The organism is Cryobacterium aureum (assembly GCF_002954245.1).
In the GTDB taxonomy this organism is placed as follows: Bacteria; Actinomycetota; Actinomycetes; order Actinomycetales; family Microbacteriaceae; genus Cryobacterium; species Cryobacterium aureum.
Genome location: NZ_PPTG01000009.1, coordinates 416,464 through 428,407, shown reverse-complemented (window position 1 = coordinate 428,407; position 11,944 = coordinate 416,464). Strand labels below are relative to the sequence as shown.

At 64.7% G+C, this 11,944-nt stretch carries 11 protein-coding genes; 1 reads left to right on the top strand and 10 read right to left on the bottom strand.

The window, feature by feature from the left end; genetic code table 11:
* Positions 1-63 precede the first annotated feature (63 nt).
* From CJ028_RS04955 to CJ028_RS04930, 6 genes are all read right to left on the bottom strand, one after another.
* Positions 64-645, bottom strand: a complete 582-nt coding sequence (locus CJ028_RS04955) for a hypothetical protein (RefSeq protein WP_105034147.1) — start codon at positions 643-645, stop codon at positions 64-66.
* Between the two features lie 7 nt (positions 646-652).
* Complete coding sequence (locus CJ028_RS04950) at positions 653-1,087, bottom strand: single-stranded DNA-binding protein (RefSeq protein WP_105034146.1); 435 nt, start codon at positions 1,085-1,087, stop codon at positions 653-655.
* A 197-nt stretch (positions 1,088-1,284) separates the two neighbouring features.
* Complete coding sequence (locus CJ028_RS04945; protein WP_105034145.1) at positions 1,285-3,096, bottom strand: type IV secretory system conjugative DNA transfer family protein; 1,812 nt, start codon at positions 3,094-3,096, stop codon at positions 1,285-1,287.
* A 4-nt stretch (positions 3,097-3,100) separates the two neighbouring features.
* Positions 3,101-4,084, bottom strand: a complete 984-nt coding sequence (gene dprA, locus CJ028_RS04940) for a DNA-processing protein DprA (protein ID WP_105034144.1) — start codon at positions 4,082-4,084, stop codon at positions 3,101-3,103.
* Between the two features lie 70 nt (positions 4,085-4,154).
* A complete protein-coding gene (locus tag CJ028_RS04935; RefSeq protein ID WP_105034143.1) occupies positions 4,155-5,645 on the bottom strand; it encodes a putative type IV secretion/conjugal transfer ATPase in 1,491 nt (496 codons plus the stop codon).
* 23 nt (positions 5,646-5,668) lie between these two features.
* Positions 5,669-6,070, bottom strand: a complete 402-nt coding sequence (locus CJ028_RS04930; RefSeq protein ID WP_129590386.1) for a hypothetical protein — start codon at positions 6,068-6,070, stop codon at positions 5,669-5,671.
* 274 nt (positions 6,071-6,344) lie between these two features.
* Here CJ028_RS04930 and CJ028_RS04925 point away from each other — a divergent pair, with 274 nt between their 5' ends.
* The gene (locus tag CJ028_RS04925; protein ID WP_129590385.1) at positions 6,345-6,611 is read left to right on the top strand and encodes a hypothetical protein; all 267 of its coding nucleotides are present in this window, start codon (positions 6,345-6,347) and stop codon (positions 6,609-6,611) included.
* Between the two features lie 53 nt (positions 6,612-6,664).
* Here the strand turns inward: CJ028_RS04925 and CJ028_RS04920 are convergent, their stop codons facing one another.
* The 4 genes from CJ028_RS04920 to CJ028_RS04905 all read right to left on the bottom strand — a co-directional run bounded on the left by CJ028_RS04920 (position 6,665) and on the right by CJ028_RS04905 (position 11,938).
* Positions 6,665-8,128: an SCO6880 family protein gene (locus tag CJ028_RS04920; protein ID WP_105034140.1), complete on the bottom strand. Its 1,464-nt coding sequence runs from the start codon at positions 8,126-8,128 to the stop codon at positions 6,665-6,667.
* A 2-nt stretch (positions 8,129-8,130) separates the two neighbouring features.
* The gene (locus CJ028_RS04915; protein ID WP_105034139.1) at positions 8,131-9,492 is read right to left on the bottom strand and encodes a TrbL/VirB6 family protein; all 1,362 of its coding nucleotides are present in this window, start codon (positions 9,490-9,492) and stop codon (positions 8,131-8,133) included.
* Positions 9,493-9,521: 29 nt separating this feature from the next.
* Entirely contained in the window at positions 9,522-9,791 is a 270-nt protein-coding gene (locus CJ028_RS04910; protein ID WP_105034138.1) for a DUF6112 family protein, read from the bottom strand.
* Between the two features lie 377 nt (positions 9,792-10,168).
* On the bottom strand, positions 10,169-11,938 hold the full coding sequence (locus CJ028_RS04905) for a DUF4209 domain-containing protein (RefSeq protein WP_105034137.1): 1,770 nt from the start codon (positions 11,936-11,938) through the stop codon (positions 10,169-10,171).
* Between the last annotated feature and the right edge of the window lie 6 nt (positions 11,939-11,944).

Here is an 11,944-nt window from a genome sequence, read left to right as displayed (position 1 = left end):
TTGTCGGATGCCATCAATCGTGATCCGGTGGCTCAATTTTCACCGTCGTTTTTGGCTCAATTTTCAACCGTCGTCGACACAGAAAAGATCAGGGCGAGCGCAAATCGTGGCCTCGGCCTCACGCCGTCTTGCGACGTCGTCGACAACGAACTGCACGAAGTCCTCGTCGCGGTCGCCGATGACCACGTCTTCGACCGTGCCGGCCGGCGGTTCTCCCGGCCAAGCGGTCTGCCGAGTAGGCCGGTCGCGTTCCAGCCGCGTACCCGAAACTGCCACCCAGTCGCGGAGCCGCTGGCGGGCATCCGCAAAGTCGCGATGCCAGCCGAGCGGGGCGGAGCCGTGCTGGTCGGGGTCGTAGGCGCCGAGCCAGTGCAGGTGCAGGGCGGAGAGTTCCCAGACGAGTTCGGGGTGCCGGTGCCAGAATGGTGGCACGACGGATGCCGACAGCCCGTAGGTGCGCCGCAGCCAGTTCACCCACCGGTTGAGTTCGATCCATTCGGCCTCAGCGTCGTCGGCGCTGAGCCGGTTCCAGTTGATCGGATGTGGTGGCTCCGGCGTAAGCGGCCCGTCGAGATCGTCCAACGAGCTTTCTCGAAAGGCGTCGTCGTGATCGCCGGATGCCCACTCCGCTAAGGACTCGGCCATCCGTGGTTCACCGCCCCGAGCCGGTGTGTGCCGCTTCCGCTTCGTGTTTTACTTCGGTATCCCGCGCGGTGTCCGAAGAGTCGAGATGGGTACGGTCGACCTGATAGTTGGTGCGAGCGAGATCATGGCCGATCTTCTTGGCAACGAACTCTTCGCGTTGAATGACTTCGCCGTCGCGCTCGACCTGGAAGGTGTGCACATACCCTTCGGCGATAAAGCTGTCACCTTTGGCAAGTCGGTTGAGAGCCCGTTCGGCGGTGGCGCGGTAGGCGACGAGGTCGTGGAACGTCGGCTCGAGCGCGGTAAAGCTGCCGCTGTATTCGTGACGGAAGTGCGGCTGGCCGATGCGCACGTAGAAGCGGGCGTCGCCGTTCTCGGTGACCGACTGCTGCGGGTCGGAAGCGATGAAACCGGACAGTGATTGCTGGATGTGAAATGCCATGGGACTTAACCTCCTGTAATTGGGACAGACCATCGTGGTCCGCGCTCACTAGGAGGTGCGCAGAACACTCCATGCCGCTAGCCTGCCGGATCGGTGAATATTTTCAATTGTCAGAGGGCTCGAGAGGATGCATCAGGTCACCGCCGCTGACAGCATCTGCTTGCGAGGGCGCAGCCTAGCGACCTCGACTTAGATCGTCAGTCCGGATGCTTAGCAGGGTCCGATTCTGGCAGGCCCCGCGTCGGTAACCGCATCAAACCTTCGATTTCCTTGCGATTGCCGCGCAGCTCCTTGGCATCCGAGCGGGCCGTCCACATCTGCAAGCTCGCGATGATCGGCGGGGCCGCGCGGAGCATGATCAGGCCGGTGCCAAACGGGAGGGTGCGGATGGTGTCGGGCGGCATGATCGGTACGCGGCGGATAGAACGTTGCGATGATCGCGACCCGCGATCGCCAATGGTCGTCGAGTCGGTTGATTCGTCGCGGTCACCGATGAGGGTGGAGAGATCGTGCAGGTCACGCGAGTTGGATCCTCCGCCGAGCACGATCTTGACGATGGACGAGTCCCAGATAGTGCCGGCCGCGTTGTCGCTCCACTTCGTGCGCGCCTGCGCGAGTGACTGCAGCACCGGCATCGTGGTGATGCCCGTGCCACCACCCTCCGCCATCAGTGTTGGGAGGGAGGGGAGTGGCGCGAGGTTGCCGATCTCATCGAGCGCAAGCAGCAGGGGCGGGTCGAGCCTTGCACCGGCGCTTCGGGCGGCGATGCGGCGCGCGGTCTCGACGAGGTCCTCGACGAACGCCGAAACGAGTGCGGCCGAGTTGTTCGACCCGGCACCGGTGGCGAGCAAATACAGGGTGCCGTTGCTGCGCAAGAACCCTTCGGGGTCGAACTCCTCACCCTCCGGCGGCGAGACGGCATCCAATACTCGAGGGTCAGCCAAGGCTCCCAGCGACAGGGACACTCCCTGCCAGATGGAGTCGCGCGTGCGCGGGTCGGCTTCGAGCGTGGCCCGGAGCGAGTCGCCCCAGCCGGTGGCCGCCGCGGGGGTACTCAGCAGGATGGATACGGCGTCGTGTGCGGCAGCCGGGTCAAGGGTCCACCGGAAGAGGTCAGCAGGCGAGCAGTGGTCGAGCGCTGCGGCGTGGAGCATTGATTGCAGTGCCGTGCGGGTCTTGGCTTCCCAGAATCCGCCGCCGTCGACGCCGCCCGCGGCCAGTCCGGTTCCGGCGGCGAGTCCGGCCGCGCGGATCATCGCGGTTAGCGGGTCTTCGCAGCCGCGGATCGGCGACCATCGCAGTCCCACCGGTACGCCCGCCGCCAGCTGCTGCGGATCAAAGACCGCGACCGGGCCCATCCGTTGCCGGGCGCGCAGCGTCGTGGTGAGGTTGTCGGGACGCGTCGAAGTTGTCACGACCGGGCCGGGGGCATCGAGGATTGCGTTGATCACGATGTGCGCCCCTTTGCCGGAGCGCGGCGGGCCGATGACGAGGATCGAGTCTTCGACGCTCGCCCAGACTGCGGTATTGCGGGATCGCCCGATTCGATACCCGACATCGCTGGGGCTTGCCTTTGCGAGCGACGGTCGAAGATGCGCGGCGCGCTTCATGATGGCCGAATGCGACGCGGCACGAGATACCTCGGCCCGGGTTGCGATGCCGGCGATGCGGTGCGGATCGATCTTCGCCGTGAGCCCCGCACCTCGAAACACGCGCCACAACCCAATTGCCAAAGCAGATGCCAGCCCCACCAGCAGAATCGCCGTCAGCCAATACGCGAATGCGTTCAATCCCGGCGCCTTCAGTGCTGCCGCTGGGCTACCCGGGTTGAGAAAAACCGCGAGCCCGGTCGCTGGACCGCCAGCCGGTTGCGCAATGCCCGTCGCCCAGGCCGCAACAACACCGGCGGCGCGCAGTAGGAGGGCCAACGCTGCCCCACCGATCAGGAGTCCGATTCCAAGGTTGGACAGCTCGTCGCCGAGAGCGGTCTGCGGTCGCGGGGTGGACATCCGCTTAGAATTTCAGGTCCGGGCCGGTGCGACTGAACCGTCGCGTGGGGGAGTAAGCGAATGTGCGATCGCCGGAGAAGCCGGCGGTGGAGTCCAATAGGTCGGTCACGTCCTGTGCGTCGATGATCAGGTTCGCAAGACCCTCCTGGATCAGTCGGTGGCAGCCGGCGCTCGCCGGGCTCGTCACCGGTCCGGGGACTGCACCGACCGGCCGGCCCAGCGCGTGGGCCTGCCCGGCGACGTTGAGGGAGCCGGATCGATGGCCTGCCTCGACCACGACGGTCGCGCCGGAGAGGGCTGCGAGCATCCGGTTGCGTTGGAGGAAACGCCACCGCGTCGGTGCGGAACCGGGCGGGAGTTCGCTGACGAGCAGGCCGCCGCTTTGTTCGATGCGTTCGAAGAGTTGCTCGTGGCCGGTCGGGTAGAGCCGGTCGAGGCCCGTGGCGAGCACGGCGATCGTCGAGCCGGGGAAGGAGACGGTGGCTGCTCGGTGTGCTGATCCGTCGATGCCGTAGGCGCCGCCGGACACAATCGTGCGGCCCTGCGAGGCGAGTTCTGAGGCCAGCTCCGTCGCCACTTGGCTCCCATACGCCGTCGACGCGCGGGCGCCGACGATGGTGACGCGGCCGGGGAGTGGCGTGGAAAGTTGGCTCGGGTCGCCCTTGAGCCAGAGGGCGATCGGCGCGCTCGTGCCGAGCTGCTGCAATTCGCCGGGCCAGTCGAGGTCCTCGGGAGTGAGCAGGCGCAGGTCGTGGCGTTCCATGTCGGACAAGATCCGGTCGATCTGGCCTGGGTTGATGCGCGGGGCCAGCCGTCGCAGCCAGAGTTCTCCCTCGGCCGGGTCGATGCCGTTGGGCAGTCGATCGCCCGAGGTGATGAGATGCACGGTCTCCGCGGCACTGAGCCGGGCGACAAGTGTTCCCGTGATGGTGTCGCCGGGCTCCGACAGCGCGGCAAGGGTCATGCGTGCTTCACGTTCTTCATCCATGGCCAGGCCTCCTCAATCAAATACAAGGTGCGCAGTTATTGCCCAGAGTGTGAACCCGTGGGTTCCTGGCCTATGCGGTTTCAGAAAACGTGAACTTACGGGAATCTGAGGTCATCCGTGCTGTCGTATCAAAGGCCGCGAGCTCATCAGGATGCAGCTGATGCTGCACGACGAAACTGCGATCCTTCACCCGCCACAACCCCTGACCGGTGCCAAGCGCGGGCAGCAGTTTCTGCTCGGTTCGGCTCAGCCCGAGTGCGCTCGCCGTGGAGCCGAGCTGGTCCGGTTCCTGCCGGTAGACGATTCGCGTCTCGGCGTTGGCCAGCAGCGATGACGCGAGCGCGCGCATGGCGGATCCGGAGTCGCCGACGTTGTCGAGGTCGCTGAGTTTGTGGAAGATGAGCATGTTGGCGATGCCGAAGTGGCGGGCGAGCCGCCACTGGGCATCCATTCGGCGCAGCAGCGCCGGATATGCCATGAGCCGCCACGCCTCGTCGTAGATGACCCAGCGCTGGCCGCCGTCCGGATCGGCGAGGGCGGACTCCATCCAGGCCGACGAGCACGTCATCAGCACCGAGATGAGGGTCGAGTTCTCCGCCACTCGCGACAGGTCGAGCGAGACCATCGGAAGCGAGGGGTCGAAGCGCACGGTGGAGGGTCCGTCGAACAGTCCGGCGAGGTCGCCGGCCACCAGCCGGCGCAGCGCGTGCCCGACAAGGCGGCCGTCGTCCGCGAGGCGGCCTTCGTCGTCCTCGGGGTTGGGGGAGAGGATGCGATCCACCACCATCGGCAGGATAGGCACCTCGGCGCTGCGCACGGCATCGGCCAGGGCAAGGTCGATCGCCGTGTGCTCAAGTGGACTGAGGGCCCGATCGAGCACGGTTTCAGCGAGGGCACCAATCAGATCGCGACGCCGGGCGGCCAGCTGCGCCGACCACTCAGCATCCGAAACGGATGCTGCCCGATGGCCTTCGTCGAGGGGGTTGAGCCGGTTTCGGAGACCGTGCCCGAGGATGATGGCCTTGCCACCGACGGCCTCGGCTACGGCGGTGTGCTCGCCCTTCGGATCGCCCGGAACGTAGACGCGGCGACCGAAAGGGAGTGAGCGGGTGTAGAGCGACTTCGCCAACGACGACTTGCCCGAGCCGACGATGCCGGCCAACACGATGTTGGGAGCGGTGATCATTCCCTGTTGATAAAGCACCCAGGGGTCGTAGACGAAGGATCCGCCCGAGTAGAGGTCCTGCCCGACGAAGACGCCGGCCGAGCCGAGTCCGGCCTCGGCGAGAAAGGGGTAGTGGCCGGACAGCGTTGCCGTGGTGTCTTGGTGTTTGGGCAGCCGGAGCAGGCCGTGCGTTCGCAGTTGCGCGGGGCCAGCTTCGCCACCTTTGGGCAGGTACGCGCCTGATCGTGCTTCGTCCCGCTCGGCGTGCCAGCGGGTGCGGGCGGCGACGGTCTTGGCCTTCTGGGCATCCGCTTCGATTTTCGCGGCCTCTCGCCGGCGGGCTCGACGGTCGCTGCGCAGCTCGCCGCGCGGCTCGACCAACGCGGCCGTGTGCATCCGCTCGGTGACGGCGGTGTCTTTCACAGCGTGACCGTGCGCTCGGCCAAGCGAGTTGAGCGCGGGGCGGCCCAGATGTCGTCGTCCCGACGGGGAGCCGGCCGTGCAGGTCCCGCTTCAGATTCAAGCGGATGCCACCGCAACAGCGAAACGTACCGGTACGTCCTGCTGTAGGTCAGCGCGTACGGAGAGCCGTCATGCTCAATGATGTGGTCGGTGCGGCCGGCCGGGATGTGGTCGTAGACGTACCCATTCTCGAGGGCTGCATCGGTCGTCGGAGCGCCGAAGTCCCGTAGTTGCAGGTAATCGAACGCAGCGGATGCTCCGCTCCGGTCGATCAGGCCGATGACCTCGTCGGCTTGCAGTCCTTGCAGGAAGACGACGCCGATCCATCGGTAATCGCGGCCTCTTGCCTTGTCGAACATGTTGGCTCCCATCGCTTTGCAAGACAGGAGCGCACCAACCACACGATGCCGCACGGGGGATCACACCAGCGGCGCCTACCTGGAATGTCGCGCAGGTGTCGAGGCAGCGGGTCCACTAGAACCAAGTTGCTGGAGACGTGCGTCTGCGAAGATGTTGACAGTTGGGCGGGACTTTCCCTGCTCGGAGTCACAGGCAGCCGCCAAGCTGACAAGTCGACCGCGGAGGAACGCCATAAAGAAGAAGAAGATCAGCAGCGCCACCAAGAAGATCTCGATGGATGCTCAGCAGGCTTGGGATGAGGGGAAGTCCTTCTACGCACCAAGTTTTATTGACTTTGCGGGTAAGGGCGTGGAGCAGATTTTCGAGTCGGCCGATGAACCCTTTCGGATGGCTCAACGTCATGTGGACTGGGAGTCTGCGCTCGAAGGAATTACCGCAATCGGGTGGCAGCTGAACACCTGGTCGGTTCAGCGCCCAGTTTCTGAGAGCCAGCTGAAGATGTCGACCGACCGGGCGTTCGCGCTGTTTGTTCGCAGATGAGAGAACTTCGCGACGTCGAGACGCTAACAGACAAAACCTGAGCATTGAACGTCTCACACGCTCCGACACAACGGCAGCGCCGCCGCAGTGAACGCCTGCGCCTGCTGCCCCACGAGCCGGCGCGTCTCGCACGAAGCCTGGATCGCGGCCTGCTCGATTGACGCCACCGCGGCATCGAGCTCATCAACAGTGCCTGCGGTCACACACACGAGTCCGGTGGTACGCAGCACGCCGTGGCCGGCGGTGAGGTCGGCTTCCTGGTGCAGGAGGTCGTCGTACTCGGCGGTGGCGCCGGCATCCTCTATTTGGCCGATTCGGGTGCGTTGGTGGGCGTCGCTGATCAGTTCGGTCTTCTTCTTGCGCAGGTCGCGCGCGGCCTGGTCGGCGCGCACGGGCAGGTAATGCAGAGACACCGTGCGCAGGATGCCGTTGGTGAAGACCAGCGGTGACAGAAAGCCAGGGAACACCTGCGACCGGGGCCATTCGCTGATCCACAGCACTGCATGAAAGGCACTGTCGGTGCGGAGATGATCCCAGCTTTCGGCCACGGCGACCGGTCCGGCCGTGGCCAGTGAGCGCCCAACCAAAGGATGCCGCTCCAGGTCGTCGCCAACGACGGGATCGTACGCCGTGCGTAGGATCACCGCGAGCTCGTCGGCGGTGAGCCAGCCACCCACGGTGAGGTCCGCTGCGCGAAGCGCCCCGGTCAGGGCGGTCATTTCCTGGCGGAGCACGGTCGCCGAGCCGCGCATCCCGCCGCCCTGCGTGCGCACCTGCCGGGAGGCGGCGCGGAGATCAAGGGACAGCGCGATCGTGGTCGCATGGCGTTCACCGGCAGGCCCGGCGCGCTCGATGAGATCGCGATAGGTATTTGCGGCCCAGCTGTCGTCGTTGGTGCCGTGCCGTTCCCACCATTCGGACAGTCCGGTTCCGGACTCGGGTAGTGTGCGTTCCGACACTTGCAGCCGCGCGATGCGTCCCGACCGGCAGGCGCCGGCCAGTACGCGCCCCCACCCGACTACGCGTCGGTGCTGTTCGTCTGGGTCGAGCAGCGCGAAGGCCGGGTGCGACACCGCCAGGACCGCGGTGAGGGTTTGGGCGTGTGGGTCGTGGATCATGACCGCGCCCGATTCGGGGTCGTTCCACTCGCGTAGCGCGGCCGCGTCGCCCGGCAGCGATAGGGTTCCGACCGGGCGCGGGCGGATGATGCGGCGCCGGTAGGTGAGCTGCTCATGGCCTGACCGCCACAGCCAGCGGGTGACGACCGGCATCCACTCGACGATCTTTCGGCCACCGATCGGGATGCCGGCGATCACCGCCGCAGTACCCCACAGCGGGCTCGTCCAGGCGATGCCGGAGGCGCCGGCCGTGTAGAGGGCGGCGACGATGGTGAGCGTTCCGATCGACAGGGCGATCAGTTGCGGCAGCGACAGACCGAGCATGATCCCACGCTTCGTCAATCTCGAGAACTGCACGGGTGCAAGTCGGTAGTCGGAGCGGTTCGTGTCGGTGACCATGGCTACTGGCCCTTTCCTGGTTGTCCGGCTGCGGGAGCTGGCGGTGAAGCGGATGCCGATGGTCGCGTCGGCGGGGATGCCGACGGAGATGTGCTCGGTGCGGCTCCGCTGCCGGTGGTGTGGGCATCCGCTGTTTGACCGACTGTGTGGCCGATCTTCGGGCCGGCCTGGGCTGCGCCCTTGATGACGGCTGCGGCGACGGAGACTCCCGCGGTGGCTGCCCCTGCTGCGGCACTGGCGCCGGCCGTGCCAGCCTTGGCCGATGCGCCCTTGCTGGCGGCGCCGGAAGCACCCGATCCGCCGCCCGACGACGTGGGCCCAGGGCCTCCGCCGGTTGAGGACGGCGTCGGTGCTGGGCCGCCTTGCGGTGCCTTCCCGTTCGCACCATCCCCCTTGGGCTCCAGGACCTTCTTCGCGTTGTCCATCATCGGTGCCTTCGGAACCGGGACCGGCCGGTTCAGCGCCGACTTCGCCTCCTGCTCGCTGGACATCGCGTGGTACATATCGACCCCCACAAAGTTGAGGAACTTATAGGTGATGTACGGGGCGAAGGCGGCGATGAACATCAAGACGATGCCGGCGATTGGATCGCTGATCGAGGCCAGGTCCGCATCTATCGGAGCGGAGATCTGCGCGACTGCCACCAGGAAGATCACGACGAGCACGAGTTTCGAGAGGATGAGCGCCATCACGAATGCGACCCATTTCGAGAACCAGCCTTTGGCGGCATCCCAGGTCGCGCCGGCGAGGGCGATCGGTCCGAAGACGATTGCCACCAGCAGCAGTGCCTTGCGGATGAGGAGGGAGAACCAGACGATGGCCGCGGCGGTGATCGCGAGCGAGGACAGGAAGATTGTCACGATTGCACCAACCCCGGGGGAGGCGAAGGTGATGGCGGTCAGGCCGCCGCCGAGCAGGGCGATGCGGTCGCCCATGCCCTTCATCGTGTTGCCGCTGGCTTCGACGACCCCGATCGTGAGCTGGTCGGTGATTTCGAGGAGCAGGCCGGTGATGGTGATGATGACGAAGGATCCGAGCACCGATTTGGCGACGCCGATCGCGGCGCGGGAGAGTGCCGTGGGGTCGCGGTGCACGAGGCCGGTCAGAAGCTGTAGGCAGAACAAGATCAGGGTGACGAAGATGGCGACGCCGAAGAGCACGTTGAAGACTGCGATGTAGCCCGGGTCGGTCAGGTCGATGAGCGTCGTCGAATCAAACACGGCCCACACCGACTCAAAGAGCCAGGCGGCGGCGGATCCCATCGTGCTCGCGAGCCAATCGAACGGTGCCGCGACGAGTGCGACGGCGCCCTCGCCGACGGTGTTGCACACGTCGGCGATTACCGGCACGTCGCATACGCTCATTTGCAGCCCCGTTCACGTGGGGATCGGGGTCAGACGGATTGGCCGACGGTCCAGAAGAAGTTGACCAGGGTGACGGCTGAGCCGCAGATGATGGCGGCGCCGCAGGCCACGAGTACGCCCACCTTGCCGCGCGAGGCGAGGTGCGGGTTGGACGAGTTGGCGCCGAACCCCCAGACGATCGCCGCGATAATCAGGGCCAGAACGCTCAGGATGAGCCCAACGGTCATCACCGCCCCGACAATGATGCGCAGCTGTTCGATGCCGGGAAGACCCGTGCCGTTCGGAGTGATGTCGATCATCGCGGGGCTCCCTCAGTCGTTTGATGTTTACGACTGGAAGGAGCGCACCATGACCCCGCGTCCGCCGGGGCGGAGTGGGTTCAAGTTTCGTAGGCCCCATTGCGGCGGCAACTGTGATCGGTATGGAACACGTCTTCGTTTGGAGAGATTCCGCCCGCACGGAGTTCTCGGCGGACCAATCGAAGTTGGGTAGCAGAGGTCGAGCTAGAGCTCCGCGTATTTAACGCGTCGCCGGTGGGGTAACGCGTCGGCGAAATCCGCGACACGCTCTAACGAAGCGGCCATTAGGTCTGATTCCCGTTCCGTTGGGTGGCGATTATCGCAGGGGTCGAGTGCATGTTTGATCTGCGATTCTGCAGTCGTGTGGTACGTGGAGCCTACGACCACACCCACCCAAAGCGTCGCCTCAATCGCAGCCGGGACCAAGTGGTCGGCGCGTGAAGGTCGGATTTGTCGACGCCGATGGGCATCGTGCAGAAGAGTCCTGCTAAGCGAAGCAACAGCGCTGATTGGTTCTCGGAGAATGTCAGAACGAATCCGTGTGCGGAAAGGTTACGGAGGTTCATGCCGGTCGACAGAAGTGTAAGTCGAAGCGCTCGCACCCAGTCCGGGTCCAGATCCTGATTCGCGAGTGTCTCAACGTAGTAGTCCATCGCGGGAAAACGGCCTTGGGATTCGCCGCGCTGCGGGCGATAGAGCGGTGCATCGAGCTTGAGGAGCAGGTCACGTGCGGCTCTCTCTATTAGCGGAATAGACAGTCGAGCCGAGTCGGAGAACCTTCCAGCCCAATGCAAGGTGACAGACTCGGAGAAATGCTCGGCAAGCGTCTCGTCAGCCAAGAAACAATCCATGATCCACGCGGCAATTTGGGGGGCAGGCGGGGGGAAAAAACGGTCGCGAACATAATCCAGCTCGAGTGCGAGAAGGATCGCGGAGACGTCGAGAGCGATTGTCTCAGTCCGGGCGACTTCTTCGACCATAAAATCTACGTCAGTGCGCTCCGGAAGTCCATGCGCACCGTAGACCGTTTGAGAGACCAGTGCCCGTATCGAGCCGGTCGCCGCCCGCTCGGCCGCCTTAATATTGACGGCGTGATCTCCGGATGGGGACTTGCCGGCGAAGAAGACCATCAGCGCATGGTTCCAGCTGCGTGCCCGACGGTATTTCCGCAGATGGGCCCGAAAAGCATTCTTGGGCACTGGGATTTCCACGGCTGCGGTTTTCCACCCCATGGAATCCTGGGTCACGGACTGCATGATTAACACTGCGGCGTCCTTCAGATCAGGTAGCCCGTAGGAGGTTGCCAACTTTTCCGCAGTTTGCGCGTGGTGCATCTTGCGCATCCCGTGATCGTCAGATTCGGCGAACATCAGGTATTGCATTACGTGCCATCGCCGGCTGGCTGCCAGTTCCGTGGGACCCTCCGACAAGCGAAACATCGTCCTGGCGACTTCATCGACAAAGGCTGCCGACGAGTCTCCGAGGGCGATGATCTGGTTGCGCATCGATTCGCGTTCAGCGGGCTCGAACTCACCGCTCCGAGGGGGCGCCGACAGCGCGGCCAAGAGCGTGAGTGCTGGGCCGATCGTCGTTGAGGTGTTACTCAGAGTATCGAGCCGACGGTGCATAGCAGCGCGCACGAGGCCTTCCTCGGCCATGCCGCGCGAGCGAGCGATATAGTTTGCTCGTGCGAGCGATAGCGCGGCCAGGTGACCCAAGTCTTCGCCAAGTTCGGCGAACTGAAGATACAACTCAATTGTCGAAGCGGCGTGTACAGGTGTCGTCTGCACCCGAGCGGTGAAGAGCATATCGGCTATGTGAGCAGCGAGAAGCGGGTTCAACAGGATTGCACCGACCTCGGACCATAGTGTCCACGCACTTGCCGGAGACGCCAACATCGGACGCGTGGCAGTGATCGGCAGCCCCGATTCGACGAGCCTTACTTCACCCGCGCTTTCAAAGTTTTCCTCTAGCTCACACGTGAAGAGGAAATCGGTCTCGATCCGCAGGCCCTCATCCAAGTCCTTGTATGCCTCGTCGCCCCAGAGGCGTTCCCAAACGCTCATGAGGTCATCTTCGGGACGCACATTTCTGTCAAGCAGGGATGCAATTACTTGAACATGCGACGGGTCAAACTCGTAGGCCATAATTCT

Bases quoted from the DNA above. Each gene is read 5' to 3' on its own strand.
- CJ028_RS04955 (WP_105034147.1), bottom strand. From the start codon at position 645: ATGGCCGAGTCCTTAGCGGAGTGGGCATCCGGCGATCACGACGACGCC.
- CJ028_RS04950 (WP_105034146.1), bottom strand. From the start codon at position 1,087: ATGGCATTTCACATCCAGCAATCACTGTCCGGTTTCATCGCTTCCGAC.
- CJ028_RS04945 (WP_105034145.1), bottom strand. From the start codon at position 3,096: ATGTCCACCCCGCGACCGCAGACCGCTCTCGGCGACGAGCTGTCCAAC.
- dprA (WP_105034144.1), bottom strand. From the start codon at position 4,084: ATGGATGAAGAACGTGAAGCACGCATGACCCTTGCCGCGCTGTCGGAG.
- CJ028_RS04935 (WP_105034143.1), bottom strand. From the start codon at position 5,645: ATGCACACGGCCGCGTTGGTCGAGCCGCGCGGCGAGCTGCGCAGCGAC.
- CJ028_RS04930 (WP_129590386.1), bottom strand. From the start codon at position 6,070: ATGTTCGACAAGGCAAGAGGCCGCGATTACCGATGGATCGGCGTCGTC.
- CJ028_RS04925 (WP_129590385.1), top strand. From the start codon at position 6,345: ATGGATGCTCAGCAGGCTTGGGATGAGGGGAAGTCCTTCTACGCACCA.
- CJ028_RS04920 (WP_105034140.1), bottom strand. From the start codon at position 8,128: ATGGTCACCGACACGAACCGCTCCGACTACCGACTTGCACCCGTGCAG.
- CJ028_RS04915 (WP_105034139.1), bottom strand. From the start codon at position 9,492: ATGAGCGTATGCGACGTGCCGGTAATCGCCGACGTGTGCAACACCGTC.
- CJ028_RS04910 (WP_105034138.1), bottom strand. From the start codon at position 9,791: ATGATCGACATCACTCCGAACGGCACGGGTCTTCCCGGCATCGAACAG.
- CJ028_RS04905 (WP_105034137.1), bottom strand. From the start codon at position 11,938: ATGGCCTACGAGTTTGACCCGTCGCATGTTCAAGTAATTGCATCCCTG.